The organism is Micromonospora yasonensis, from assembly GCF_026013475.1.
Taxonomy (GTDB): domain Bacteria; phylum Actinomycetota; class Actinomycetes; order Mycobacteriales; family Micromonosporaceae; genus Micromonospora; species Micromonospora yasonensis.
Genome location: NZ_JAPDPH010000016.1, coordinates 24,514 through 49,345 on the forward strand (window position 1 = coordinate 24,514; position 24,832 = coordinate 49,345).

The 24,832-nt window shown below is 72.8% G+C and carries 23 protein-coding genes; 11 read left to right on the forward strand and 12 right to left on the reverse strand.

What is annotated here, in order from left to right:
- Positions 1–244 precede the first annotated feature (244 nt).
- Genes ONA70_RS05865 through ONA70_RS05875 form a run of 3 tightly spaced genes read right to left on the reverse strand, consistent with a single transcriptional unit; the run spans position 245 to position 3,673 of the window.
- On the reverse strand, positions 245–1,006 hold the full coding sequence (locus tag ONA70_RS05865; RefSeq protein ID WP_265005303.1) for a succinate dehydrogenase/fumarate reductase iron-sulfur subunit: 762 nt from the start codon (positions 1,004–1,006) through the stop codon (positions 245–247).
- Positions 1,003–2,940 carry a fumarate reductase/succinate dehydrogenase flavoprotein subunit gene (locus ONA70_RS05870; RefSeq protein WP_265005304.1) on the reverse strand — a complete coding sequence of 646 codons (1,938 nt, stop codon included), beginning with the start codon at positions 2,938–2,940 and terminating at the stop codon, positions 1,003–1,005. The genes ONA70_RS05865 and ONA70_RS05870 overlap by 4 nt, the downstream gene beginning before the upstream one ends.
- Position 2,941: 1 nt before the next feature.
- A complete protein-coding gene (locus ONA70_RS05875) occupies positions 2,942–3,673 on the reverse strand; it encodes a succinate dehydrogenase cytochrome b subunit (RefSeq protein ID WP_265005305.1) in 732 nt (243 codons plus the stop codon).
- A gap of 35 nt (positions 3,674–3,708) precedes the next feature.
- On the opposite strand from ONA70_RS05875, the gene ONA70_RS05880 reads away from it, so the two are divergent.
- A complete protein-coding gene (locus ONA70_RS05880) occupies positions 3,709–4,638 on the forward strand; it encodes a LysR family transcriptional regulator (RefSeq protein WP_265005306.1) in 930 nt (309 codons plus the stop codon).
- A gap of 4 nt (positions 4,639–4,642) precedes the next feature.
- On the opposite strand, the gene hrpA is transcribed toward ONA70_RS05880, so the two are convergent.
- Positions 4,643–8,638, reverse strand: a complete 3,996-nt coding sequence (gene hrpA, locus ONA70_RS05885) for an ATP-dependent RNA helicase HrpA (RefSeq protein ID WP_265005307.1) — start codon at positions 8,636–8,638, stop codon at positions 4,643–4,645.
- Positions 8,639–8,781: 143 nt separating this feature from the next.
- On the opposite strand from hrpA, the gene ONA70_RS05890 reads away from it, so the two are divergent.
- Positions 8,782–9,255 (forward strand): cytidine deaminase family protein, encoded by a 474-nt coding sequence (locus ONA70_RS05890; RefSeq protein ID WP_265005308.1) that lies wholly within the window; start codon positions 8,782–8,784, stop codon positions 9,253–9,255.
- A gap of 34 nt (positions 9,256–9,289) precedes the next feature.
- Here the strand turns inward: ONA70_RS05890 and ONA70_RS05895 are convergent, their stop codons facing one another.
- Together ONA70_RS05895 and ONA70_RS05900 are read right to left on the reverse strand one after the other, a co-directional pair.
- Positions 9,290–9,649 carry a YciI family protein gene (locus ONA70_RS05895; RefSeq protein WP_265005309.1) on the reverse strand — a complete coding sequence of 120 codons (360 nt, stop codon included), beginning with the start codon at positions 9,647–9,649 and terminating at the stop codon, positions 9,290–9,292.
- A gap of 36 nt (positions 9,650–9,685) precedes the next feature.
- Entirely contained in the window at positions 9,686–10,618 is a 933-nt protein-coding gene (locus ONA70_RS05900; protein ID WP_265005310.1) for a MerR family transcriptional regulator, read from the reverse strand.
- 127 nt (positions 10,619–10,745) lie between these two features.
- Between ONA70_RS05900 and ONA70_RS05905 the strand changes: the two genes are divergently transcribed.
- Genes ONA70_RS05905 through ONA70_RS05920 form a run of 4 tightly spaced genes read left to right on the forward strand, consistent with a single transcriptional unit; the run spans position 10,746 to position 14,655 of the window.
- Positions 10,746–11,792, forward strand: coding sequence for a FecCD family ABC transporter permease (locus ONA70_RS05905; protein ID WP_265005311.1), 1,047 nt, complete (start codon positions 10,746–10,748; stop codon positions 11,790–11,792).
- Complete coding sequence (locus ONA70_RS05910; protein ID WP_265005312.1) at positions 11,789–12,835, forward strand: FecCD family ABC transporter permease; 1,047 nt, start codon at positions 11,789–11,791, stop codon at positions 12,833–12,835. Before ONA70_RS05905 ends, ONA70_RS05910 begins: the two co-directional genes overlap by 4 nt.
- Positions 12,832–13,674 carry an ABC transporter ATP-binding protein gene (locus tag ONA70_RS05915; protein ID WP_265005313.1) on the forward strand — a complete coding sequence of 281 codons (843 nt, stop codon included), beginning with the start codon at positions 12,832–12,834 and terminating at the stop codon, positions 13,672–13,674. Before ONA70_RS05910 ends, ONA70_RS05915 begins: the two co-directional genes overlap by 4 nt.
- A 36-nt stretch (positions 13,675–13,710) precedes the next feature.
- Entirely contained in the window at positions 13,711–14,655 is a 945-nt protein-coding gene (locus ONA70_RS05920; protein ID WP_265005314.1) for an ABC transporter substrate-binding protein, read from the forward strand.
- Between the two features lie 108 nt (positions 14,656–14,763).
- On the opposite strand, the gene ONA70_RS05925 is transcribed toward ONA70_RS05920, so the two are convergent.
- The 3 genes from ONA70_RS05925 to trmB all read right to left on the reverse strand — a co-directional run bounded on the left by ONA70_RS05925 (position 14,764) and on the right by trmB (position 18,856).
- Positions 14,764–15,411, reverse strand: a complete 648-nt coding sequence (locus ONA70_RS05925; protein ID WP_265005315.1) for a hypothetical protein — start codon at positions 15,409–15,411, stop codon at positions 14,764–14,766.
- A 119-nt stretch (positions 15,412–15,530) separates the two neighbouring features.
- Complete coding sequence (locus tag ONA70_RS05930) at positions 15,531–18,035, reverse strand: DEAD/DEAH box helicase (RefSeq protein ID WP_265005316.1); 2,505 nt, start codon at positions 18,033–18,035, stop codon at positions 15,531–15,533.
- A gap of 104 nt (positions 18,036–18,139) precedes the next feature.
- Positions 18,140–18,856 (reverse strand): tRNA (guanosine(46)-N7)-methyltransferase TrmB, encoded by a 717-nt coding sequence (gene trmB / locus ONA70_RS05935; protein ID WP_406601150.1) that lies wholly within the window; start codon positions 18,854–18,856, stop codon positions 18,140–18,142.
- Positions 18,857–19,024: 168 nt separating this feature from the next.
- On the opposite strand from trmB, the gene ONA70_RS05940 reads away from it, so the two are divergent.
- Both ONA70_RS05940 and ONA70_RS05945 read left to right on the forward strand, forming a co-directional pair.
- Positions 19,025–19,654, forward strand: coding sequence for a hypothetical protein (locus tag ONA70_RS05940; protein WP_265005317.1), 630 nt, complete (start codon positions 19,025–19,027; stop codon positions 19,652–19,654).
- An 8-nt stretch (positions 19,655–19,662) separates the two neighbouring features.
- Positions 19,663–20,331: a class F sortase gene (locus tag ONA70_RS05945; RefSeq protein WP_265005318.1), complete on the forward strand. Its 669-nt coding sequence runs from the start codon at positions 19,663–19,665 to the stop codon at positions 20,329–20,331.
- Position 20,332: 1 nt separating this feature from the next.
- On the opposite strand, the gene ONA70_RS05950 is transcribed toward ONA70_RS05945, so the two are convergent.
- The 3 genes from ONA70_RS05950 to ONA70_RS05960 all read right to left on the reverse strand — a co-directional run bounded on the left by ONA70_RS05950 (position 20,333) and on the right by ONA70_RS05960 (position 22,452).
- Positions 20,333–20,653, reverse strand: coding sequence for an antibiotic biosynthesis monooxygenase family protein (locus tag ONA70_RS05950; RefSeq protein ID WP_265005319.1), 321 nt, complete (start codon positions 20,651–20,653; stop codon positions 20,333–20,335).
- An 18-nt stretch (positions 20,654–20,671) separates the two neighbouring features.
- On the reverse strand, positions 20,672–21,469 hold the full coding sequence (locus ONA70_RS05955) for an exodeoxyribonuclease III (protein ID WP_265005320.1): 798 nt from the start codon (positions 21,467–21,469) through the stop codon (positions 20,672–20,674).
- Positions 21,470–21,531: 62 nt separating this feature from the next.
- Positions 21,532–22,452 (reverse strand): proteasome assembly chaperone family protein, encoded by a 921-nt coding sequence (locus ONA70_RS05960; RefSeq protein WP_265005321.1) that lies wholly within the window; start codon positions 22,450–22,452, stop codon positions 21,532–21,534.
- Positions 22,453–22,886: 434 nt separating this feature from the next.
- On the opposite strand from ONA70_RS05960, the gene ONA70_RS05965 reads away from it, so the two are divergent.
- The 3 genes from ONA70_RS05965 (at position 22,887) to ONA70_RS05975 (ending at position 24,814) form a co-directional block, all read left to right on the forward strand.
- Entirely contained in the window at positions 22,887–23,789 is a 903-nt protein-coding gene (locus tag ONA70_RS05965; protein WP_265005322.1) for a peptidase M23, read from the forward strand.
- Positions 23,790–23,891: 102 nt separating this feature from the next.
- A complete protein-coding gene (locus ONA70_RS05970) occupies positions 23,892–24,038 on the forward strand; it encodes a hypothetical protein (protein WP_265005323.1) in 147 nt (48 codons plus the stop codon).
- Between the two features lie 38 nt (positions 24,039–24,076).
- Complete coding sequence (locus tag ONA70_RS05975; RefSeq protein WP_265005324.1) at positions 24,077–24,814, forward strand: EcsC family protein; 738 nt, start codon at positions 24,077–24,079, stop codon at positions 24,812–24,814.
- The last annotated feature ends 18 nt before the right edge of the window (positions 24,815–24,832 follow it).

Consider the following 24,832-nt stretch of genomic DNA (forward strand, 5'->3'; position numbering starts at 1 on the left):
AGGCGTTCCGGGGTCGGCCCGCACCGCGTGGGGGCTGGGAGCCCATAGACCTTTCGGTGGCCTGACGTCACAGACGATTCAGCTCGACAGGAGGTCCCGGACCATGTCGTGGTCGGCCGCCGGCGGCCCGGACGTCCCGGTCGGGGCGACGGGGCCGGGTACCCCGGAAAGGGGCGACCGCCGCGCCCCCGGTGCGGGGCGCGGCGGTCGGGTGGGTCGGACGGCGGTTAGCCCGCCGCGGGGCTCAGGAGCCCGGGGTGCCGGCGCGCTTGGTCGTCGCCTTGAGGAAGTCCCGGTTGAGCCGGCCGATGGTGTTCAGCGGGATGCCCTTCGGGCAGGCCGCCGCGCACTCGCCGATGTTGGTGCAGCCGCCGAAGCCGGCCTCGTCGTGCGCGTCCACCATGCCGATCACCCGGGTGTACCGCTCGGGCTGGCCCTGCGGCAGCAGCGACAGCTGGGTGATCTTGGCGGCGGTGAACAGCATGCCGGAGCCGTTCGGGCAGGCGGCCACGCAGGCGCCGCAGCCGATGCAGGCGGCCGACTCGAAGGCGGCGTCCGCGTTGGCCTTGGCCACCGGGGCGGAGTGCGCCTCGGGGGCGCTGCCGGTCGGCGCGGTGATGTACCCTCCGGCCTCGATGATCTTGTCGAAGGCGCTCCGGTTGACCACCAGGTCCTTGACGACCGGGAAGGCCCGGGCGCGCCACGGCTCGATGTCGATGGTGTCGCCGTCGGAGAACTGCCGCATGTGCAGCTGGCAGGCGGTGGTGCCGCGCTGCGGCCCGTGCGCCTCACCGTTGATCATGAGGCTGCACATGCCGCAGATGCCCTCACGGCAGTCGTGGTCGAACGCGACCGGCTCCTCGCCCTCGAGGATCAGCCGCTCGTTGAGCACGTCGAGCATCTCCAGGAAGGACATGTCCGGGGACACGTCCGGCACCTGGTAGGTCACCATCTGACCCTTGTCCTCAGGGCCCTTCTGGCGCCAGATGCGCAGGGTCAGATTCACTTGTAGCTCCGCTGCGTCGGGTGGACGTATTCGAACTTCAGGTCTTCCTTGTGCAGCACGGGCTGGCCGGTGCCGGTGTACTCCCAGGCCGCCACGTAGGCGAACCGGTCGTCGTCGCGCTGCGCCTCGCCGTCCGGGGTCTGGTGCTCGGCCCGGAAGTGGCCGCCGCAGGATTCCTCGCGGTGCAGGGCGTCGATGCACATGAGCTCGGCCAGCTCGAAGAAGTCGGCCACCCGGCCGGCCTTCTCCAGCGACTGGTTGAGCCCCTCGCCGTCGCCCGGGACGCGGACCCGCTGCCAGAACTCGTCGCGCAGGGTGCGGATCTCGTCGATCGCCTTGCGCAGCCCGGCCTCGCTGCGCTCCATGCCGCAGTGCTCCCACATGATCTGGCCCAGCTCCCGGTGGAACGAGTCCACGGTCCGGTCGCCGTTGATCGAGAGCAGCTTCTGGATCCGCTCCTCGACCGCCGTGCGGGCCGCCACCGCCTGCGGGTGGCTGGCGTCGACCTTCCCGAAAGAGCCGGCGTTCGCCAGGTAGTTGGGCAGGGTGTTCGGCAGCACGAAGTAGCCGTCCGCCAGGCCCTGCATCAGCGCGGAGGCGCCGAGCCGGTTCGCGCCGTGGTCGGAGAAGTTGGCCTCACCGATCACGAACAGGCCCGGGATGCTCGACTGCAGGTCGTAGTCGACCCAGAGACCACCCATCGTGTAGTGCACGGCGGGATAGATCCGCATCGGGACCTCGTACGGGTCCTCGCCGGTGATCCGCTCGTACATCTCGAAGAGGTTGCCGTACTTCGCCTCGATCGCCTTGCGGCCGAGCCGCTGGATGGCGTCGGCGAAGTCCAGGTAGACGCCGAGCCCGCTGGGGCCGACGCCGCGGCCCTCGTCGCAGACGTTCTTGGCGGCCCGGGAGGCGATGTCCCGGGGGACCAGGTTGCCGAAGGAGGGGTAGATCCGCTCCAGGTAGTAGTCCCGCTCGTCCTCGGGGATGTCCTTCGGGTTGCGGTTGTCGCCCTTGGCCTTCGGCACCCACACCCGGCCGTCGTTGCGCAGCGACTCGCTCATCAGGGTCAGCTTCGACTGGTGGTCGCCGGAGACCGGGATGCAGGTCGGGTGGATCTGCGTGTAGCAGGGGTTGGCGAAGTACGCGCCCTTGCGGTGCGCCCGCCAGGAGGCGGTGACGTTGCAGCCCTTGGCGTTGGTGGAGAGGTAGAAGACGTTGCCGTAGCCGCCGGAGGCGAGCACGACCGCGTCGGCCATCTCGGTGCTGATCTCACCGGTGACCAGGTCCCGCACCACGATGCCGCGGGCCCGGCCGTCGACGACGACCAGCTCGAGCATCTCGTGGCGGGCGTTCATCTCCACGTTGCCCAGGCCGATCTGCCGCTCGAGCGCCTGGTACGCGCCGAGCAGCAGCTGCTGGCCCGTCTGGCCCCGGGCGTAGAAGGTGCGCTGTACCTGCGCGCCGCCGAAGGAGCGGGTGTCCAGCAGGCCGCCGTACTCGCGGGCGAACGGGACGCCCTGGGCGACGCACTGGTCGATGATGTTGACCGAGACCTCGGCCAGCCGGTGCACGTTCGACTCCCGGGAGCGGAAGTCGCCGCCCTTGACCGTGTCGTAGAAGAGCCGGTGCACCGAGTCGCCGTCGTTGCGGTAGTTCTTCGCGGCGTTGATGCCACCCTGGGCGGCGATCGAGTGGGCCCGGCGCGGGCTGTCCTGGTAGCAGTACGACTTCACGTGGTAGCCCTGCTCGGCCAGGGTCGCCGCGGCCGAGCCGCCGGCCAGGCCGGTGCCCACCACGATCACGGTGAGCTTCCGGCGATTGGCCGGGTTGACCAGCTTCCCCTCGAACCGGTGGCGCTCCCACCGGGTCTCGATCGGGCCGTCCGGGGCCTTGGTGTCGGCGATCGGGTCGCCTTCGGTGTAGAGATCCATGTCAGGCCACCAATCCGGTGAGTACGGCGAACGGGACCACCAGGTAGCCGGCGGTCAGCACGACGGCGAAGACCAGCGCGGCGGTCCTGGCCCGGCGCTCACCCTGCGGCGTCTGCTGCCCGAGGCTGCGGAAGGCGCTGAACGCGCCGTGGCGCAGGTGGAAGCCGATGGTGACGACGGCCAGGACGTAGAAGAGGGTGACGTACCAGCGCTCCGGGGCGAAGTCGGCGACCACGTTGCCGTACGGGTTGGCCGGGTCGCCCTGCGGGTTCAGGTGACCGGTGGTCAGGTCCAGGATGTGGTAGATCACGAAGAGCAGGATGATGACGCCGCCCCAGCGCATGGTGCGGGCCGCGTAGTTCACGTGGATCTTCTTGCGGTGTGCGTAGGGCACCGGCCGGGCGGCCCGGGCCCGCATCGCCAGCACGGTGGCCGACGTGATGTGGGCCAGCACCGCGACGACGAGCACGGTGCGCTGGATCCACAGGTACCAGGTCGACGGCAGCAGCGGCGTCCCGATCTCGCGGAGCCAGTGCGCGTAGTGGTCGAACGAGGTCTCGCCCGTGAAGATCTTCAGGTTCCCGAGCATGTGCAGGATCAGGAACAGCACAAGGATGATGCCCGTTACCGCCATGACAGCCTTGAGGCCGACGTTCGAGCGGATGGGCGACCGAGTTTTCGTGAGTACCACGTGGCCGACGCTAGGAGCAGTTCGATCAGTCGTCCAATGCATCGACCTCGTAGTCTTGATAGCCATAAGCTATCTAGATGCAGCTCCATCAACTCCGGTACTTCGTGGCGGTCGCAGAAGTACGACATTTCACCCAAGCAGCCGATCTGGTGGGCATCACCCAGCCCTCGTTGAGTAAGCAAATTCACGCCCTGGAGACCGACCTCGGGGCCCCGCTCTTCGAACGGGTAAGGGGCAACATCGCCCTCACCGCGGCCGGCGAGGTGCTGCTGCCGCTGGCCAAGCGGATCCTCGCCGACGTGGACACCGCCACCCGCGAGGTCCAGGAGCTGGTGGGGCTGCGCCGGGGGCGGGTCCGGCTCGGCGCCACGCCCAGCCTGGCCACCTCGCTCGCGCCCCCGGTGCTGCGCCGGTTCCGCGACGCCCACCCCACCGTCGACCTGCGGGTGGAGGAGGGCGGCTCGCAGGACCTGGTCCGCGACCTGCTCCGCGGCGACCTCGACCTGGCGCTGATCATCATGCCGTCGGGCGGCACCGACCCGGGGCTGCGCGCCGACCCGATCCTGCGGGAGAGCCTGGTGGTCGCCTCGGTGGAGCCGCTACCCGCCGACCCGGTCACCGGCGAGCTGCGCATCACCGACCTGCGCGACGAACCGCTGGTGATGTTCCGCGAGGGCTACGACCTGCGCGACGCCACCCTCCAGGCCTGCCGGGAGGCCGGCTTCGAGCCGCGGCTCTCGGTGGACGGCGGCGAGCTGGACGCCGTGCTCAGCTTCGTCGAGGCGGGGCTCGGCGTCGCCCTGGTACCCGGCATCGCGGTGACCCGGCGGCCCGGCATCCGGGTCACCCGGCTCGCCCCGCCGGGCGTACGCCGGACCATCGCGGTTGCCCGCCGCCGGGACGTGGTACCCACCCACGCCGGCCGCGAGCTGCGCCGGATCCTGCTCGAGTACGTCCACGACGCCACCGCGGGCGACCAGCTCCCGGCCGGCGTGGAACCGCTCTGACCCCTCAGCGCCCCTCGGCGTCGTCCATCGCCCGGTAGATGCGCTGCTCGGAAACCGGGTACGGGGTGCCGAGCGCCTGGGCGAACACGTTCACCCGCAGCTCCTCGATCATCCAGCGGATCTGCCGGGCCGCCGCCGCCTGCCGCTTCGCCACCGGCAGCGCGGCCAGCATGTCCTGGTACTCCTGCTGCACCACGGCGATCCGGTCCTGCTGCTGCTTGTCCCGCTGCGGGTTGCCGGGCAGCCGGTCCAGCCGGCGCTCGATCGCGGTCAGGTAGCGCAGCAGGTCGGACAGTCGGGCGTACCCGGCCTCGGTGATGAACCCGGCGTGCACCAGGCCGGTGAGCTGGTTGCGGATGTCGGCCAGGGCGGCCACCACGGCCAGGTTCTTCGTCGCGCCGAGCCGCTGCTCCACCGCGTACGCGGCGGCGAGCACCTGGCGGACCCGGTTCATCACGTCCACCACGGTGTCGACCAGATCGGCGCGGACCTTGTCGCGCAGCGCGGCGAAGCCCTCGGCGTCCCAGGCCGGGCCGCCCGCGTCCGCCATCAGCTTGTCGATCGCGGCGCCGGTCGCGTCCTCGATCAGCGCCTGCACCCCGCCGTGCGGGTTGCGGGACAGCGCCAGCTTGGCCTCGTTGCTCAGCCGCCCCTGGAGGAACTTCGCCGGGGCGGGCACGGTGAGCCGGAGCAGCCGGCGGGTGCCGGCCCAGTGCGCGGCCTCCTGCTCGGCGGGGGAGTCGAACACCTTCACCCCGACGGTGGTGCCCTCGTCGACCAGGGCCGGGTACGCGGTCACCGCGTACCCGGCGCGGACCTGCTCGATGGTGTGCGGCAGGGTGCCGATGCTCCATTCGGTCAGCCCGGACCGGGCCACGTCCGGTGCGGCGGCCGCGACGACCTGGCGTACCTCCTGGCGGAGTTCGCGTTGCAGGGCCGGCAGGTCCTTGCCCTCGGCGACCGGCTTGTCGTCCTCGCCGAGCACCCGGAAGGTGACCCGCAGGTGCGGTGGCAGCTTCGCCAGGTCCCAGGCCTCGGCGGGGACCGTCACCCCGGTCATCCGGCGCAGCTGCCGGGTGAGCGCGTCGAGCAGCGGCTCCTCGCCGGGGGTGATCGCCGCGAGGGCGGCCCGGGCGAAGTCGGGCACCGGGACGAAGTTGCGCCGGACCGCCTTGGGCAGCGACCGGATGAGCGCGACCACCAGCTCCTCGCGCAGGCCCGGCACCTGCCAGTCGAAGCTTTCCGCCGGCACCTGGTTGAGCAGCGGCAGCGGGATGTCCACGGTGACGCCGTCGGTCGGGGTGCCCGGGTCGAAGGTGTAGGTCAGCGGCAGGGCCACCCCGTCGGCCCGCCACTCGTCCGGGTAGTCGGTCTCGTCCACCCCGCCGCGACCGGAGTTGACCAGCAGCTCGCGGGTGAAGGTGAGCAGGTCCGGGCGCTCGCGCCGGGTCTTCTTCCACCAGGTGTCGAAGTGCCGGCCGGAGACCACGTCGGCGGGGATCCGCTGGTCGTAGAAGTGGAAGATGGTCTCGTCGTCGACCAGGATGTCCCGCCGCCGGGCCCGGTTCTCCAACTCCTCCACCTCGGCCAGCAGCCGCTGGTTGTCCCGCCAGAACTGGTGGTGGGTCTGCCAGTCGCCCTCCACGAGGGCGTGCCGGATGAACAGCTCGCGGCTCAGTACGGGGTCGATCCGACCGAAATTGACCTTGCGGGAGGTGACGATCGGGATGCCGTACAGGGTGACCTTCTCGTAGGCCATCACGGCGGCCTGCTTCTTCTCCCAGTGCGGCTCGCTGTAGCTGCGCTTGACCAGGTGCTGCGCGAGGGGCTCCACCCACTCGGGTTCGACCCGGCCGGCCACCCGGCCCCAGAGCCGGGAGGTCTCCACCAGCTCGGCGGCCATCACCCAGCGCGGCGGCTTACGGAACAGCGCCGAGCCGGGGAAGATCCCGAACTTCGCGCCGCGCGCCCCCAGGTACTCGTTTTTCTGGGCGTCCTTGAGCCCGACGTGCGAGAGCAGGCCGGGCAGCAGGGACTGGTGCACCTTCGGGGTGTCGATCTCCTCCGGTAGGTCGGCGCCGGCCCCGCGCCGGCCGTCACTCTTGTCCGCGGTACGCAGCACCTGGCGCAGCTGGCTGACGATGTCCTGCCACTCGCGTACCCGCAGGTAGTTGAGGTACTCCGCCTTGCACATCCGGCGGAAGGCGCTGGAGGACAGCGCCCGCTGCTGCTCGCGCAGGTACCGCCACAGGTTGAGGTACGCGACGAAGTCCGACTCCTTGTCGGCGAACCGGGCGTGCGCCTGGTCGGCCTGGGCCTGTTTGTCGACGGGCCGCTCCCGTGGGTCCTGGATGGAGAGCGCGGCGGCGATCACGACCACCTCGGTGGCGCAGCCGTTGCGATCGCCCTCGAGGACCATCCGGGCCAGCCGCGGGTCGACCGGGAGCTGGGCCAGCCGCCGGCCCAGCGGGGTGAGCCGCTTCGCCGGGTCGGTCTCGGCCGGGTCCAGCGCGCCCAGCTCGTGCAGCAGGTTCACGCCGTCGGTGATGTTGCGGCGGTCGGGCGGGTCGATGAACGGGAACGCGCCGATGTCGCCGAGGCCGATCGAGGTCATCTGCAGGATGACCGAGGCCAGGTTGGTGCGCAGGATCTCCGGGTCGGTGAACTCCGGCCGGGACTCGAAGTCCGGCTCGTCGTAGAGGCGGATGCAGATGCCGTCCGAGGTACGCCCGCAGCGGCCCTTGCGCTGGTTGGCCGAGGCCTGCGACACCGGCTCGATCGGCAGCCGCTGCACCTTGAGCCGGCTGGAGTAGCGCGAGATCCGGGCGGTGCCGGGGTCCACCACGTACTTGATGCCGGGGACGGTCAGCGAGGTCTCCGCGACGTTGGTGGCGAGCACCACCCGGCGTCCGGCGTGCGGGGCGAAGACCCGGTGCTGCTCGGCGGTGGACAGCCGGGCGTACAGCGGGAGGATCTCGGTGCGCAGCAGGGCGCGCTTCTTCTGCACCAGCTTGCCGAGCGCCTCGGCGGTGTCCCGGATCTCGCGCTCGCCGCTGAGGAACACCAGGATGTCGCCGGGCCCCTCGGCGGCCAGTTCCTCGACCGCGTCGCCGATGGCCTGGATCTGGTCCCGGACGTTCTCCTCGTCGGCCTCGTCTTCCTGGTCGGCCTCGGTGACCTCGACCAGCGGCCGGTAGCGCACCTCCACCGGGTAGGTCCGGCCGGACACCTCGACGATCGGCGCGGGGTTGCCCTCGGCGTCGGCGAAGTGCCGGGCGAACCGGTCGGTCTCGATGGTGGCGGAGGTGATGACCACCTTGAGGTCGGGGCGGCGGGGGAGGAGCTGCCTCAGGTAGCCGAGGATGAAGTCGATGTTGAGGCTGCGCTCGTGCGCCTCGTCGATGATCAGCGTGTCGTACTGGCGCAGCATCCGGTCGGTCTGCAGCTCGGCCAGCAGGATGCCGTCGGTCATCAGCTTGACCAGGCTGTGCTCGCCGACCTGGTCGGTGAAGCGGACCTTGTAGCCGACCACGTCACCCAGCTCGGTGCCGAGTTCCTCGGCGATCCGGTCCGCGACGGTGCGCGCGGCCAGCCGGCGCGGCTGGGTGTGCCCGATCAGCCCGTTGATGCCGCGGCCCAGCTCCAGGCAGATCTTGGGTAGCTGGGTGGTCTTGCCGGACCCGGTCTCACCGGCCACGATCACCACCTGGTGGTCGCGGATCGCGGCGGCGATGTCGTCCTTGCGCTCGCTGACCGGCAGCTGCGCCGGGTAGGTGATGGCCGGCACGGCGGCCCGCCGGGCGACCAGCCGCGACTCCGCCCGGGCCACCTCGGCCGCGATCTCGGCGAGCGCCGCGTCCCGCCGCTGCGGGTCCCGCAGCTTCCGTACCCCGTCCAGCCGTCGCTGCAGCCGGCGCTGGTCGCGGAACATCAGGGGGGAGAGACGGCGGTGCAGGTCGCGGGCGGTCTCGGGTACGGCGGGTGCGGCTGGATTCTGCATGTCGTCGCCAAGGATAGGCAGGCGCGCGCCGCGGCGCTCCCGGGTTACCGCCGCGGCCCGGGCCACCCGGCGCGCGTGCCTAACCGGTCCGGGTGGCACGCCCGGCTAGAGTTTCCGCCGACCAGGGTCGACGAGGGGACGGGATGATCATGCGGGACATCGACCGGGCACTCGTGCAGGCCGCCACCGCCGTGGCCAAGCTGCGCTGCCGCAGCGACAACCACACCGTCGCGGCCGCCGCGCGGACCGCCGACGGTCGGGTCTTCAGCGGGGTGAACGTCTACCACTTCACCGGGGGCCCCTGTGCCGAGGTGGTGGCCATCGGCGCCGCCGCCACCGCGGGCGCCGGCGACCTGGAGGCCATCGTCGCGGTGGGCGACCGGGGTCGGGGCGTCATCCCGCCGTGCGGCCGCTGCCGGCAGGTGCTGCTCGACTACTTCCCGTCGATCAAGGTGATCGTCGGCCCGCCGGACGGGCTGCGGGCGGTCCCGGTGACCGACCTGCTGCCCGAGACGTACGTCTGGTCGGACCACCAGGTGGAGCTGCCGACGGCGCCGCGTACCGGGGTGTGGCCGATGCCGGTGGTGCCGGGCAGCCGCCAGGCCGCGGAGGACTGAACCAGGCGCCGAAGGCGACCGGCCGGGGACCGGGTCAGTCCCCGGCGGCCATCTCCAGCATGGAGGTGGGCACCGGGACGTCCTCGAAGCGGAGCACGCCCTCGGGCACCATCCAGCTCATCACCTGGGCGACCAGTTGCCCCGCACGCACCGCGGGATCGTTGGCGTACAGCTCGCGGGCCATCTGCGGGTCCACCGAGAGCACGACGAAACCGCGGATCCGCGCGTCGTCGCCGCCGAGGAACGGGCCGGCGGCCAGGACCGCGCCCTGCTCCACCAGCCCGGCCTGGTGCGCCAGGTGCGCGTGCCGCAACCGGTCGGCCGCGTCCCGGGGCAGCGCGGGCGGGTCGTCCGGACGCGCCAGGAGGACCACGGTGTGCTGGTCGAATCGCATGCTGCCAGGGTAGGGCCGGAATCGGGCGGAACCGGGCTACTCGGCGGTCCGGGCCCGCAACGCGCGGATCGACCAGTCGAGCACCGGCGCCAGGCTCTCGCCGGCCGGCCAGCCGTTGATCACGGCGAGCAGGTGCAGGTACCGCTCCCGGCGCGGGTCGTTCGCGGACTCCAGCCGCGCCAGCAGCCGCCGCCGCAGGTCGGCGTCGTCGGGCCGGCCGCAGAGCTGCGCGTACCGGGCGGTGGCCGCCGCGACGGCCGGGTCGGCGGCGGGGGAGAGCGGGTCCACGCCGGCGGCCAGGGCCGGCTCGACCTCGTCCCGGACGATGGCGACCGCGTCGCGCCGGACACCGGTGTGCTCCGCGCGGTCGGCCGCGTGTTGCGCCGCGATCCGGCGCAGGCCGGCGCGGAAGTCCGGGTCCTGGGACAGTTCGGCCAGTTCCACCCACGCCTCGACCTGCTCGGCCTCGGGATTGTCGGGCAGTTCGGGGGTCAGGGAGCGCCGGATCCCGGCCAACCCGGGGTCGGCGTTCAGGCCGGCGAAGGCGGCGTCGAGGAACTCGTCGATCATTCGCCGCCGCTCGTCGGCGGAGAGCCGGGCCAGTTTGTGCATGAGCTCCATCTCCTCGGGGGTGGACCCGCGTCGGGCGACCGCGGTCAGCACCGCGCGGCGCAGCCGCAGCACCCGGATCTGCGTCGCCAGTGCCTCGGCGTGCGCCGCGGCGACCTCGGCGAGCGGCACCTCCCGGTCCACCACCGTCCGGATGGTGGCCAGGTCCAGGCCCAGGTCGCGCAGGGTGCGGACCAGGTCCAGGCGGGCGACGGCCTCGACCCCGTAGCGGCGGCGGCCGGTCGGGCCGCGGTCGGTCGGCGGCACGATGCCGCGGTCGGACCAGAACCGGATGGTTTTGACCGTCAGCCCGGTCCGTCGGGCCAGGTCGCCGATCGAGTAGCGCGGCTCGCCGTTCATGCCCCCACCCTCGCTGCTCCACCAGGGGGAGGTGCAACTCCGGCCGAAGATCGACGAGCCCGAGTTAGGTATGCCTAACCCGCTCCGCTAAGGTAAGGCGACCCTAATCAGAGGGACGGGAGAACCCTTGACCACCGTCGCCGTCCGGCCCGAGCGGGCCGGCCCGCCGCGCCGCCGAGACGCCCGTCGCCGCCTCGCGGTCGCCCTGGCGGCGGCGCTGCTGCTCGTCGCCGTCCTGCTGGCCAGCCTGGCGCTCGGCAGCCGCCCGCTCGCCGTCGGCGAGGTGTGGGGAGCGCTCACCGCCCCGGACGGCGGCCAGGCCACCACGATCGTCCGGGAACTGCGGCTGCCGCGTACCGTGCTGGGCCTGGTCGTCGGCCTCGCGCTCGCCCTCGCCGGGGTGCTCTTCCAGGCCGTCACCCGAAACCCCCTCGCCGAGCCGCGCATCCTCGGTGTCAGCGCCGGCGCGTCCTTCGGCGTGGTGCTGGCCATCGCGGTCTTCGGGGTCGGCACGCTCACCGGGTACGTCTGGTTCGGCGTCGCCGGCGCGCTCCTGGCCGGGCTGCTGGTCTTCGCCGTCGCCAACCGCACCCGCGACGGCGCCAGCCCGGTCACCCTCGCGCTGGTCGGCGCGGCCCTCGACGCCAGTCTCGGGGCCATCGTGTACGCGCTGCTCAGCATCGACGCCCGCACCTTCGAGGAGTACCGCTTCTGGGTGGTCGGCGGGCTGACCGGCCGGGACGCCGGCGTGGCCGGGCAGGTGCTCCCGTTCGTCCTCGCCGGCACCGTGCTGGCCGCCCTGGTCGCCCGGGGCCTCGACGCGCTCGCCCTCGGCGACGACGTCGCCACCGGCCTGGGCCACCGCACCGCCCTGGTACGCCTCGGCGCCGGCGTCGCCGGTGTGCTGCTCACCGGCGCCGCGGTCGCCGCCGCCGGACCGATCGCCTTCGTCGGGCTGGCCGTGCCGCACCTGGCCCGCGCCATGGTCGGCGCCGACCACCGGTGGACCCTGCTGGTCGCCGGGCTGCTCGGCCCGGCCCTGCTGCTCGCCGCCGACGTCGTCGGCCGGCTGGTCGCGCCGCCCGGGGAGGTCCCCGCCGGGATCATCACCGCGCTGATCGGCGCCCCGCTGCTCGCCTTCCTGGTCCGCCGCGCCCGCGTGGTGACGGCATGAGCGCGTCGACTACGGTCCTGCCCGGGCGGTCGCTGCTGCGGCTCGGGCCGGTGGCCGTACGGGTCCGCCGCCGGCCGGTGCTGGTCGCCACGGCCCTGCTCCTGCTCCTCGCCGCCGCCATGGTGCTCAGCCTCTGCCTCGGCACCCCGTACGTGGCCCCGGCCGACGTGCTGCGCGCGCTCTCCGGGGCGGGCACCCCGTACGACCTGGTCGTGCTCGACCTGCGGCTGCCCCGCGCGGTGCTCGCGGCGCTGGCCGGGGCGGCGTTCGGCGTGGCCGGCACCCTGATCCAGAGCGTGGCGCGCAACCCGCTCGCCAGCCCCGACGTCATCGGCGTCACCCAGGGCGCCGGGCTGGCTGCCACGGTGGCGCTCACCGGCGGCGCGGCGGCGATCCTGGTCGCGCCGGCCGCCCTGCTCGGCGGGCTGCTCGCGGCCGTGCTGGTGTTCGCCCTCGGGGCCCGGCACGGCCTGGCCGCGCAACGCTTCGTCCTGGCCGGCGTGGCGATGGCCTTCGCCTTCCGGGCGCTCACCGAGGTCGTCATGCTCGCCGCCGACCCGATCGACGGGCTGCGCGCCCAGGTCTGGCTGATCGGCACCCTGGCCGGCAAGGGCTGGACCGAGGCCGCCTGGATCGCGGCGACCCTCGCCGTGCTGCTGCCGGTGCTGCTCTGGGCCGGCTGGGCGCTGCACAGCGCGGCGCTGGACGACGACACCGCCCGGAGCATCGGCCTGCGCCCGGTGGCCCGCCGGATCGGTCTGGCCGGCACCGGCGTGCTCGTCGCCGCCACGGTCACCGCCCAGGTGGGCGCGGTGGACTTCGTCGCGCTGGTCGCCCCGCAGGTGGCCCGGCGGCTGGTCCGGGCCGAACGGCCACCGCTGCTCTGCGCGGCCCTGCTCGGGGCGTTGCTGCTGGTGCTGGCCGACCTCGCCGGCCGGCGGCTGCTCGCCCCCACCCAACTGCCGGCCGGCGTGCTCACCGCCGCCATCGGCGGGCCGTACCTGATGTTCCTGCTGCTGCGGACCCGAGGGAGGCGGTCGTGACCGCGCTGCTGTCCACCCGTGACCTGGTCGTCGGCTACGAGGGCCGGACCGTCCTGGACGGGCTCGACCTCGACCTGCCCGCCGACGCGTTCACCGTCATCGTCGGGCCGAACGCCTGCGGCAAGTCCACCCTGCTGCGGACCATGGCCCGGCTGCTCACCCCGCGCCACGGCGCCGTGCTGCTCGACGGTACGGCGATCCGCGATCTGCCCACCCGCGAGGTGGCCCGGCGCCTGGGCGTGCTGCCGCAGAGCCCGCTCGTGCCCGAGGGGATCACCGTGGCGGACCTCGTCGGCCGGGGACGGCAGCCGTACCAGCGCTGGTGGCGGCAGTGGTCCGCGGAGGACGGCCGGGCGGTCGAGCAGGCGATGACGCTGGCCGACGTCGCCGGGCTCGCCGACCGGCCGGTGGACACCCTCTCCGGCGGCCAGCGCCAGCGGGTCTGGATCGCGATGACCCTCGCCCAGGACACCGAGGCGCTGCTGCTGGACGAGCCGACCACGTTCCTCGACCTGGCCCACCAGGTGGAGGTCCTCGATCTGCTGCACCGGCTGCGGGCGGAGCGCGGCCGGACCGTGGTCGCCGTGCTGCACGACCTCAACCAGGCCGCCCGGTACGCCGACCACCTGGTCGCCATGCGGGCCGGCGCGGTGGTCGCCGCCGGCCCGCCCCACGAGATCCTCACCGCCGACCTGGTCCGGGACGTCTTCGGGCTCGACTGCGTGGTCGTGCCCTGCCCGGTCACCGGCGCCCCGCTCGTCGTGCCCGCCCGCACCCACACCTCGGCCGCTCCGGCCGCCGTGCCGGCGCCCGCCGGCCCCTCCGTCGGCGACGCCTGAGCGCGCGTCGACCCGTACCGTTAGGAAAGGACCCTGATGCGTCGACTCGCCGCCGCCCTCACCGCGGCCCTCGCCCTCGGCGTCGGCCTCACCGCCTGCGGTGAGAGCGATCCCGTCGCCGGCACCGCCACCGGCCAGACCCGGGAGATCACCCACGCGATGGGCACCACCAAGGTGCCCGCCGAGCCGAAGCGCGTGGTGGTGCTCGACACCGACAAGATCGACACTGCGCTCTCCCTGGGCGTCACCCCGGTCGGCGCGGCGACCGCCGGCGAGGCGAAGAGCTGGCCCACCTACTTCGGCGCCGAGAAGCTCGCCGGCATCAAGGAGGTCGGCGTGCTCACCGAGCCGGACCTGGAGGCGATCACCGCGCTCAAGCCGGACCTGATCCTCGGCAGCAAGTTCCGCCAGGAGAAGTTCTACGACGAGTTGTCCGCCATCGCGCCGACCGTCTTCACCGAGAAGGTGGGGGTGACCTGGAAGGAGAACTTCCTCCTCGACGGCAGGGCGCTCGGCAAGGAGCAGCAGGCTCGCGATCTGCTGGCCGCGTACGAGAAGCGGGCCAAGGAGTTCGGCGCCAGGCTCGGCGACGCCGCCGCCCGGAAGATCTCCATCGTGCGCTTCGTCCCCGGCAACATCCGGGTGTACGGCCCCGAGTCGTTCTCCGGCATCGTGGTGGGTGACACCGGGCTGGGCCGCCCCGAGCGGCAGCGCCTCGACGGCAAGGACGACAAGCGGTTCGACCTGGTCAGCCCCGAGCGGGTCGACGAGGTCGACGGCGACGTCATCTTCGTGACCGCGTACGGCGAGAAGGCCGCCGCCGAGCAGGTCAAGGTCACCGCCGGCACCCTGTGGCAGGGCCTGTCCGCGGTCAAGGCCGGCAAGGCCCACGTCGTCTCCGACGAGACCTGGATGACCGGCATCGGCGTCACCGCCGCCAACAAGATCCTCGACGACCTCGAACAGTACCTGTCCGCCTGACGCCTCCGCCGTTCAAGATCCGCGCAACATCGGGGAACCTGCTGCCTCAATCGACGAGGTGGCAGCAACTTCCCGGAAGTTGCGCGGACCTTGGCGGGGTGGGGTGGGTCAGGCGGCGGTGGACCAGATGACGCGGAAGGCGGCGGCTTCGCCGGCCAGCCACTGCTCGACCTGGTCGGGCCTGGTGTCGGCGGGCATCCGGTGGGACTCGCCGCGACGGACGTCGACCAGGACCGGCTCGGCGTGCGGGAGGACCGCGTCCATGTGCCGGGCCATCAGGTGCAGCGTCGCCAGGGTGGCCTCCTCGCTCGGCGGGGCCTCGTCGAAGTGCAGCCGGACCGCCTCGGCGTGGCCGTCGGCGTACCGGACGCCGAAGTGGGGGTTGATCTTGACGGGGAGGTCGCCCAGCATGGCCAGGGCGTCGCGGGTCTGGGCCAGGTCGATGCCCATCGGCTCGCCGAGCGAGTGCAGCCAGGTCGCCGCGCCGGGGACGAGGGCCTCGTAGAGCGGGCGCCAGCGCGGCTTGACCACGTCGGCGACCTGGGCCAGGTGGGTGCCGCCGGTGTGGAAGGCGATGTCGGCCTTGAGCGCCTTGACGAACTGGCCGTGCGGGTTGAAGCCGTGCCGGCTCGCCCGCTGCTTGCGCAGGCCCCCGACGAAGGTGGCCTTCGTCGGCCCGGTGCGGTCCACGTACCGGGTGAAGCCGAGGAGCGTGGCGTAGGGGGTGAGCGGGGTGCTGGAGGTGGGCGCGGTCACGAGCATCCTCCCAGGTCAACAGCTCGATTAGTACACACATTCTAATCGACGAGGCTGACATCGCCCAGGGCACGAAAAGGGCCGCCCGGACATTCCGGGCGGCCCTTCGAACAAATGTTCTACAGCTGTCCGACGCCGGTGATCCGGACGACCGCGACCCCCGTCTCGTCGGACGCCGCGAGGTCGACCTCGGCGCTGATGCCCCAGTCGTGGTCGCCGTCCGGGTCGTCCAGGATCTGGCGTACGGTCCACTTCTCCCGGCCCTGCTCGATCATGAGCAGCGCCGGCCCGCGGGCGTCCGGCCCGACCCCGATCCCGTCGTACGCCTCGAAGTACGGCTCCAGCGCGTCCGCCCACGTGTCGGCGTTCCAGCCGTGCTCCGCGTCCAGTTCCCCGAGGAGATCCCAGCGCCGCAGGGCGGCCAGCTCGACCCGGCGGAACAGCGCGTTGCGGACCAGCACCCGGAACGCCCGGGCGTTGCGGGTGACCGCCGGCGGGCGCTCGTCCAGCGACGCCGCGACCGCCTCGACGTCGGACGGGTTGCGCAGCCGCTCCCACTCGTCGATGAGGCTGGAGTCGACCTGCCGGACCAGCTCGCCCAGCCACTCGATGAGGTCGACCAGCTCCTCGGTCTTGGCGTCCTCGGGGACGGTCTGCCGCAGCGTCTTGTACGCGTCCGCGAGGTAGCGCAGGACCAGGCCCTCGGACCGGGACAGCCCGTAGAACTGCACGTACTCGGGGAAGGTCATCGCCCGCTCGTACATGTCGCGGACCACGGACTTGGGGGAGAGCTGGTGGTCGGCGACCCAGGGGTGGCCCTGGCGGTACATCTCGTACGCCGACTCCAGCAGCTCCGCGAGCGGCTTCGGCCAGGTCACCTCGTCGAGCAGTTCCAGGCGGGCCTCGTACTCGATGCCCTCGGCCTTCATCGCGGCGACCGCCTCGCCGCGGGCCTTGAACTGCTGCGCGGAGAGCACCTGGCGCGGATCGTCCAGGATCGACTCGATCACGCTCAGCACGTCCAGGGCGTACGCGGGGGATTCCCGGTCGAGCAGCTCGATGGCGGCCAGGGCGAGCGGCGACAGCGGCTGGTTGAGCGCGAAGTCGAGCTGGAGGTCGACGGTGAGCCGCACCCGTCGGCCCTGCTCGTCCGGCTCGGGCAGCTCCTCGACCACACCGCCGGCCCGCAGCGCCCGGTAGATCGCGATGGCCCGGCGGATGTGCCGGCGCTGGGCGGCCCGGTCCTCGTGGTTGTCGGTGAGCAGGTGCCGCATCGAGGCGAACGCGTCGCCGGGGCGGCCGATCACGTTGAGCAGCATCGAGTGGCTGACCTGGAAGCTGGAGGTGAGCGGCTCCGGCTCGGCCTCGACCAGCCGGTCGAAGGTGGGCTTCCCCCACCCGATCGACCCCTCCGGGGGCTTTTTCTTGACCACCTTGCGGCGCTTCTTCGGGTCGTCGCCCGCCTTCGCGAGGGCCTTCTCGTTCTCGATGACGTGCTCGGGGGCCTGCACCACCACCCGGCCCAGGGTGTCGAACCCGGCCCGGCCGGCCCGGCCGGCGATCTGGTGGAACTCGCGGGCCTTGAGCAGCCGGGTACGGGTGCCGTCGTACTTCGACAGGCCGGTGAAGAGCACGGTGCGGATCGGCACGTTGATGCCGACGCCGAGGGTGTCGGTGCCGCAGATGACCTTGAGCAGCCCGGCCTGGGCGAGGGTCTCCACCAGGCGGCGGTACTTGGGCAGCATGCCGGCGTGGTGCACGCCGATGCCGTGCCGGACCAGCCGGGACAGCGTCTTGCCGAAACCGGAGGTGAACCGGAAGTTCCCGATCGCGGTGGCGATCATGTCCTTCTCGGCCCGGGTGCAGACGTTGACGCTCATCAGCGCCTGGGCCCGCTCCAGCGCGGCGGCCTGGGTGAAGTGCACGACGTACACCGGGGCCTGCTTGGTCTCCAGCAGCTCCTCGAGCGTCTCGTGCAGCGGGGTCATCGCGTACGAGAACAGGAGCGGGACCGGCCGCTCGGCCGAGCGGACGACGGCGGTCGGCCGCCCGGTACGCCGGGTCAGGTCGTCGACGAACCGGGTGGTGTCGCCGAGCGTGGCGGACATCAGGACGAACTGCGCCTGCGGCAGCTCGATCAGCGGCACCTGCCAGGCCCAGCCCCGGTCCGGCTCGGCGTAGAAGTGGAACTCGTCCATGATCACCTGGCCGACGTCGGCCCGGGCGCCCTCGCGCAGCGCGAGGTTGGCCAGGATCTCCGCGGTGCAGCAGATGATCGGGGCGTCGGCGTTGACGCTGGCGTCGCCGGTGAGCATGCCGACGTTCTCCGCGCCGAAGACCTCGCAGAGGGCGAAGAACTTCTCCGACACGAGGGCCTTGATCGGCGCGGTGTAGAAGGTGGTCCGGTCGTCTGCCAGGGCCGCGAAGTGCGCCGCGACCGCCACCAGGCTCTTGCCGGAGCCGGTCGGCGTATTCATGATCACGTTCGCGCCGGAGACGATCTCGATGACCGCCTCCTCCTGGTGGGGGTAGAGGTCGAGACCGCGCTCGGACGCCCAGCCGGCGAACGCGTCGTAGAGGGTGTCGGGGTCGGCGCTCTTCGGCAGCGCGGCGGTGAGAGTCATGGCGGCTCCCATCGTGCCTGGATCATGGGCCGCCGCGCCAACCGGGCCTGCTGCCGTCGCTGTGCCGTCGATGTTAGGAGGGGGCCCTTTACCCGCACCAGGCGTTAAGAAGGGGCCCCTGCTTTCACGTGGACGAGGTCGAAGATCTCCCGGCCGGCGGTCAGGGCGCGGCGCTCGAACTTGGTCACCGGGCGGTGCGGGGGGCGGGGCGCGTAGCCGCCGTGCACGTCGACCAGTTCCGGGTCGGCGGTCAGCGTCTCGCGCATCGACCCGGCGTACTCGGCCCAGTCGGTGGCGCAGTGCAGCGTCCCGCCGGGGACCAGCCGGGAGCGCAGCAGCGCCACGTGCGCCGGCTGGATGATCCGCCGCTTGTGGTGGCGGGACTTCGGCCAGGGGTCGGGAAAGAAGACGTGCACCGCGTCGAGGCAGCCCTCCGGCATCGCCCGGACCAGGTCCAGCGCGTCGCCCTCGGCCACCCGGACGTTGTCCAGTCCGTGCCGTTCCACCAGGCCGAGGAGGTTGGCGATTCCGGGCGTATGCACCTCGACCGCCAGATAGTGTCGGTCCGGGTCGGCCCCCGCCATCGCGGCGGTGGCGTCGCCCATGCCGGAGCCGATCTCCAGCACCAGCGGCGCCCGCCGGTCGAACAGCGCCGCCGGATCGAACGGCCCGTCGAGGCCGGCGATCTCCAGCCCGTACGTGGGCCAGAGCCGGGCCAGCGCGTCACGCTGTCGGTCGCTCATCCGGCCGCGACGCGGATGGAAGGTACGGATGCCGGCGGGGTGGGCCGGCGGGGCGGCGTTGAGGTCGGTGGAGGTCACAGCGACCCGAGCGTACGCGACCGTCGGGGCGGATCGGATGTGATGTGCGGTCCGGGGTGAGAGGATTCATCCCGTACGGCAGGACGGGTGGCCCGCCGCCCGGACGACGGCTCCGAGGCCGCTGCGCCGAGCTGGAGTTGCCGGACAGCGGCGGCGCCGGAAGGGGGCATGGTGTCAGTCACGCGACGCGCGGCGCTGCTGATCACGGTCGCCGCCTGCGCCCCGCTGGTCGGGGCGGCACCCGCGCTGGCCCTCCCGCGTTCCGCCGCCCGCCCGCCTGCCGGTCACGCTGCGGCCGCCCGGCCGTTCGCCGAGCCGGCGCCGAGCACCGAGCCGCCGCCGCCCGGTGACCTGATCTTCGCGGAGGTCACCCCGAGCACCGTCCAGCCCGGGTTCCTGGTCGGCGTCCGGGCCAGCTGCCGGGACAACTCAATCCCGGCGATCGTGGTCTCCGACGCGTTCGGTCGGGTGCAGGTGCAGCCGCAGCGCGGCCTGCTCACCGCCTCGCCGATGGTCAACGAGCGCACCCGGCCGGGCAACTACCGGGTCAAGCTGGAGTGCCCCAGCGGGCAGACCGCGTCGACCATGCTCCAGGTGGTGAAGCAGGTGGGGACGGACCCGCCCCGGAGCCCGTGGCCGAGCCGCGGCCCGGCGACCGGCTTCGGCGGCACCGCCGGCGGGCACGGACCGGGCCGGCTGCTGGTGCCGGTCGGGCTGGCGCTGACCGTGGCCGGGGCGGTCGTCGGCGTGGCGGCATCCCGTCGGCCCCGTACCGTCCGCGGCGCCGCCCGCCGCTGACTCCCGCCATGACCGCGCCGCCCGTTTCCCCGCCGTCCACCCAGGCGGCCCGTGGGCGCAGCCCGTGGTCGACCCCGCTCGCCGTACTGCTGGTGCTGGTCGGGGTCTTCGCCACCGGGGCCGGACTGGGCCGTACCGCCGGCCCGTTCGACTGGGCCGACGCGTCGACCGGCACTACGTCGCGCTCGTCCGCGTCGGCCGCGGGCCGGACGCCGGCCAGCCGGCCGGTGACCCTCGCCGTACCGGCGATCAAGGTGACCGCGCCGATCACCCCGGTCGGCCAGGCCAAGGACGGTTCGGTGGACGTGCCGCCGCTGACCCAGCACAACCAGACCGGCTGGTACGACCGGGGCGCAGTCCCCGGGGAGCCGGGCCGGGCCATCATCGTCGGGCACGTCGACACCAAGAGCGGCCCGGCGGTCTTCTACCACCTGCGGGAGCTGAAGCCAGGGGACCGGATCGAGGTGACCCGGTCCGACCGGAGCGTGGTGACCTTCACGGTCGACACCGTCGAGTACTCCGACAAGGCCGACCTCCCCGCCGACCGGGTGTACGGCGATTCCGGCCCGCCGCAGCTGCGCCTCATCACCTGTGGCGGCAGTTGGGTCGGCGGGCGGACCGGCTACCAGGACAACGTGATCGTGTTCGCCTCGCTGGCCGGCATCCGCCAGGCGTGACTCAGCCCTTGCCGGGGACCTGCTGGACCACCTCGAACTCCAGCAGCGTGGCCCCGGTGGCGACCGGCTTGCGTGGCTCGCCGCCCTCGCCGCCGGCGTGCGCGGCTCGGGACGGTCCCTGCGCCCACGCCTGGTACGCCTCCTCGGACTCCCACTTCGTGTAGACGAAGTAGCGGTTGTCCCCGGCGACCGGGCGGAGCAGCTCGAAGCCGAGGAAGCCGGGGGAGTTCTCCACCGCGCCGGCCCGGGCCGCGAACCGCTTCTCCAGCTCCTCGCCCGCGCCGGGTGGGACGTCGATCGCGTTGATCTTCACGACTGCCATGCGTCCCACCCTACGGGTTCAGAAGCCCTCGACGGCCGGCACCAGCTCGGCGTCGACCACGATCGGGGCGTGGTCCGACGGGGCCTTGCCCTTGCGCGCCTCCCGGTCCACGTACGCGGAGCGGACCACGCGGGCGAACGGCGCGGAGGCGTACACCAGGTCGATCCGCATGCCCTTGTTCTGATGGAACATGCCGGCCCGGTAGTCCCAGTAGGTGAACGGGTGCGGCCCCTTCATCGGGGTCGGCACCACGTCGCTGAGCCCGAGGTCACGCAGCGCGGCCAGCGCCGCCCGCTCGGCCGGGGTGACGTGGGTGGAGGCGACGAAGAGCGCCGGGTCCCAGACGTCGGCGTCGGTCGGGGCGACGTTGAAGTCCCCGCAGACCGCCAGGGGCAGCCCGGTGGCCAGCTCCGGATCCAGGGCGTCGCGCAGCGCCGCGAGCCAGGCCAGCTTGTACGCGTAGTGCGGGTCGTCGGGGGCCCGGCCGTTGGGTACGTACACGGACCAGACCCGCACCCCGTCGCAGGTGGCGGAGATGGCCCGCGCCTCCGGCTCGGGGAAGCCCGGCTCGCCGGGGAAGCCGACCGCCACGTCGGCCAAACCGACCCGGGACAGGATGGCCACCCCGTTCCACCGGCCGTCGCTGTGGCTGGCCGACTCGTAGCCGAGTTCGCTGACCTCGGCGACCGGGAAGGCCCCGTCGGGGCACTTGGTCTCCTGCAGGCAGACGACGTCGGGCTTCGTGGCGGCCAGCCAGTCGAGCAGCCGGGGCAGGCGGGCCTTCACCGAGTTGACGTTCCAGGTCGCCAGGCGCATGCCCCCAGCCTGCCGCATCCCGTCGTCGCCTGCCTGGTCAGCCCCGCGCCGGTTCGCCGTGGTCAGCGCTCCGGGGTGTCGCCCGGGCGGGTCTGCTCGGCGAGGAAGCGTTCCAGCTCGGCGCCGAGTTCGTCGGCGGTGGGCAGCGGGCCGGTCTCCGTGGCCAGCAGGTTCTTCTGGCCGCGGCCCCGGGCGAACGCGTCGTACTGCTCCTCCAGGGCCTGCACCAGGGTTGCCGCCTCCTCGGTCTGGGCGACCTGGCGGTCGATCTCCACCCGGACCACCTCGGCGGCGCTGCGCAGGCCGTCGCGGGGCAGCAGCAGCCCGGTGCTGCGGGAGACCGCGGCGAGCAGCGCCTCGGCGGCGGCCGGGTACTCGGTCTGGGCGACGTAGTGCGGTACGTGCGCGGCGAAGCCGAGGGCGTCCCGGCCCTGCTCGCCGAGGCGGTACTCCAGCAGGTGGCCGGCGCTGCCGGGCACCTGGACCCGCTGCAGCCAGGGCTCGTACCCGGCGATCAGCTCCGGCCGGGTGGCGTGCGCGGTCACCCCGCTGGGCCGGCTGTGCGGGACCGCCATCGGGATCGAGTTGAGCCCCACGGTGAGCCGCACGTCGAGCCGCTTGGCGAGCCCGGCGACCGCGGCCACGAAGCGTTCCCACTGCAGGTCCGGCTCGGGCCCGGTGAGCAGCAGGAACGGGTTCTCGTCGTCGTCGTGCAGCAGGTGCAGCTCCAGCGCCGGCGCGTCGTAGTCGGCCCAGTGGTCCTCCACGAAGGTCATCACCGGCCGGCGGGAGCGGTAGTCGAAGAGCTGGTCGACGTCGAACCGGGCGACGAGCCGCGCCTCCAGGGAGGTGAGCAACTGCTCCCGGGCCAGCCGGGTGGCGCTGCCGGCGTCGACGAAGCCGGTGAGCGCCTGGATCAGCACCGGCTGGCCGAGTTCGGGCAGCTCGTCACTGAGTTCGTAGAGCTCGTGTGGGTCGAGCACTGGTCGGGACCTCCCTGGAAACGCGCGTGCGGCGGGCCGTGCGCGCACGGCACCCCGTGGGGCCAACGTACCGGCCATCCTGGTCCATTCCGTTACGGCCCGGTTCGGGGGTCGGCGGTCGATCACGGCCTGGTGGAGGTGGGGTGCAGATCGGGGCGAATACGTTGATCTTGCTCGGGTCCTCGGGTGAACGACCTAAGGGTGAATCCACCGAACGGCCGAGTTAGTGGACCTTGAGGCGGCCCGCCGTCGGCTGCCCCGTTCCTACCCGTGGCGGCGCGCCTCGAGGTGGACCGGAGGTTCGCCCGGTTGGCGAGGTGCATCCGGCTCCGCAGCTTTTTGGGCACGCTTGCCCGGATTATGGGGGGCAAATTGTGGCAAGGGCCACATGATCACCCTCTGTGGCGGGCGATCCTTTTGCCTAGCCTCGTCGAATGCGTGACGACGGCACCCTCGATGACCAGTACGGGCTCGACGGCGCGATTGACCGTTCGGACGATACCCACTCCACCGTCCGGTCAACCGAATCCGTGGAGGCACCCACCCCTCGACGTTCCCTGCTTACCCGCCTGAGCGGCCTCGCTAACCCGCTCGCCGCCCGGCCCGGCCGGACGAAGCTGGCGGTCGCCACCGGCGCGGTCTGCTGCCTCGGCCTGGTCGGCTTCAGCCAGATCGGCGCCGGCGCGATCGGCGGCTCGGCGAATCCCGCGCCGGCGAAGGAGGAGATCGCCCAGCGGGCGGCCCTCGACGCCGCCTCCCGGGCGATGGAGCGCCAGACGTCGGTTCCGGCGACCCCGACGGCCGCCCCCACCGCCACCTCCACCCCCACGCCCACCGCCACCCCGACCGAGACGAAGAAGCCGAAGCCCAAGCCCACGACGAAGCCCACGCCGAAGCGGATCGTCCCGGTGGCCGGGCTGGACCAGGCCCAGATGGACAACGCCAAGAGGATCGTGCAGGCCGGCAAGGAGATGGGCGTGCCGCGCCGCGCCCTGGTGATCGCGGTGGCCACCGCGATGCAGGAGAGCAACCTCTACAACTACGCGAGCGGCGTGCTGCCCGAGTCGCAGAACTACCCGCACCAGGCCATCGGCTGGGACCACGACTCGGTCGGGCTGTTCCAGCAGCGGCCGAGCAGCGGCTGGGGCTCCGTCGCCGACCTGATGAACCCGAAGTACGCCACCAAGGCGTTCCTCTCGGTCCTGGTGCAGATCCCCGGTTGGCAGGACATGGCGCTCACCGATGCCGCCCAGGCCGTGCAGGTTTCCGCGTTTCCCTGGGCGTACGCCCAGCACGAGTGGCGGGCCACCGAGGTCGTCGACGCGATCCTCGCCTGATCGCCCTCGTCCGGTGTGGACGGTTGTCCGAAGTTCGGTCCGGGTACCGGGGGATTGCCGGTCCCGGGTACACATGAGGGGGACCGCGGACGGGAGGACGACATGTCACTGATGCAACGGATCCGCACGTTCCTGCGGTCGCCGCGCGGCCAGCAGCTGGTCGAACGCGGCCGGCGGGAGCTGGCCAAGCCGGAGAACCAGCAACGGCTCAGGCAACTCGCCACCCGGCTGTCCAGCCGCCGGCGCTGACCCGTACGCCCCGCAGATCCGAACCCCGGGAGCCTCTCGTGACCGACTCCGCCCCCGTCGACGGCGAGAACACCGTCCCCCCGCGGCCGGCGGCGCCCCAGGACGCCCCTGAGGCGCCGCCGGCCACCCTCTGGGACCGGATGCGGGACGACCCGCAGTACGCCCCGGAGCACCTGGCGTTGGAGGCGGTGCGGCGGCTCGGACCCGAGGCGGCGCAGTGGGCCGCCCGGGAGCGGGCGCAGCGGCCCGAGATCCCGGGTGAGGAGCTGGCCGACCAGGCGGTCCGCAAGTTCGTCAACCACGCCCGGCTCTCCGGGGCGGTCTCGGGGGCGGCCGGGCTGCCCGGCGCGGTGATCGACATCGGGGTGCTGGCCTGGACCCAGGCCCGGCTGGTGCTGCACGTGGCTGCCGCGTACGGCGTCGACCCGGTGCACCCCGACCGCGCCGCCGACCTGCTGGTGCTGCAGAAGGTGCACAAGGTCGCCGAGACCGCCCGGCTCGCCCTCGGGGTGGCCGCCGGGCGGGAACGCGCCGGTGCGCTCTTCGGCATGGCCGGGGAGCGCCCGCTGGGGCGGGTGATGGTGCAGCTCGGCATCCGGCTGGCCCAGATGGCCGGGGTACGCGCCGCCAAGCGGATCTTCGCCAAGGTGGTGCCCGGGGCCGCGATCATCCTCGGCACCTGGGCCAACTCCTCGGCCACCAGGGATCTGGCCGAGCGGGCCCGGGCCCTCTACCGGGGTGGTCGCGGCAACCTGCCGCAGCAGCGCCGGCCCTGAGCGCACCGTCAGTCGTCG

Bases quoted from the DNA above. Each gene is read 5' to 3' on its own strand.
- ONA70_RS05910 (WP_265005312.1), top strand. From the start codon at position 11,789: ATGAGCGCGTCGACTACGGTCCTGCCCGGGCGGTCGCTGCTGCGGCTC.
- ONA70_RS05970 (WP_265005323.1), top strand. From the start codon at position 23,892: ATGTCACTGATGCAACGGATCCGCACGTTCCTGCGGTCGCCGCGCGGC.
- ONA70_RS05870 (WP_265005304.1), bottom strand. From the start codon at position 2,940: ATGGATCTCTACACCGAAGGCGACCCGATCGCCGACACCAAGGCCCCG.
- ONA70_RS05930 (WP_265005316.1), bottom strand. From the start codon at position 18,035: ATGACTCTCACCGCCGCGCTGCCGAAGAGCGCCGACCCCGACACCCTC.
- ONA70_RS05920 (WP_265005314.1), top strand. From the start codon at position 13,711: ATGCGTCGACTCGCCGCCGCCCTCACCGCGGCCCTCGCCCTCGGCGTC.
- ONA70_RS05880 (WP_265005306.1), top strand. From the start codon at position 3,709: ATGCAGCTCCATCAACTCCGGTACTTCGTGGCGGTCGCAGAAGTACGA.
- hrpA (WP_265005307.1), bottom strand. From the start codon at position 8,638: ATGCAGAATCCAGCCGCACCCGCCGTACCCGAGACCGCCCGCGACCTG.
- ONA70_RS05950 (WP_265005319.1), bottom strand. From the start codon at position 20,653: ATGGCAGTCGTGAAGATCAACGCGATCGACGTCCCACCCGGCGCGGGC.
- ONA70_RS05940 (WP_265005317.1), top strand. From the start codon at position 19,025: ATGGTGTCAGTCACGCGACGCGCGGCGCTGCTGATCACGGTCGCCGCC.
- ONA70_RS05875 (WP_265005305.1), bottom strand. From the start codon at position 3,673: ATGCATTGGACGACTGATCGAACTGCTCCTAGCGTCGGCCACGTGGTA.
- ONA70_RS05890 (WP_265005308.1), top strand. From the start codon at position 8,782: ATGATCATGCGGGACATCGACCGGGCACTCGTGCAGGCCGCCACCGCC.
- ONA70_RS05895 (WP_265005309.1), bottom strand. From the start codon at position 9,649: ATGCGATTCGACCAGCACACCGTGGTCCTCCTGGCGCGTCCGGACGAC.
- ONA70_RS05900 (WP_265005310.1), bottom strand. From the start codon at position 10,618: ATGAACGGCGAGCCGCGCTACTCGATCGGCGACCTGGCCCGACGGACC.
- ONA70_RS05955 (WP_265005320.1), bottom strand. From the start codon at position 21,469: ATGCGCCTGGCGACCTGGAACGTCAACTCGGTGAAGGCCCGCCTGCCC.
- ONA70_RS05945 (WP_265005318.1), top strand. From the start codon at position 19,663: ATGACCGCGCCGCCCGTTTCCCCGCCGTCCACCCAGGCGGCCCGTGGG.
- ONA70_RS05965 (WP_265005322.1), top strand. From the start codon at position 22,887: ATGCGTGACGACGGCACCCTCGATGACCAGTACGGGCTCGACGGCGCG.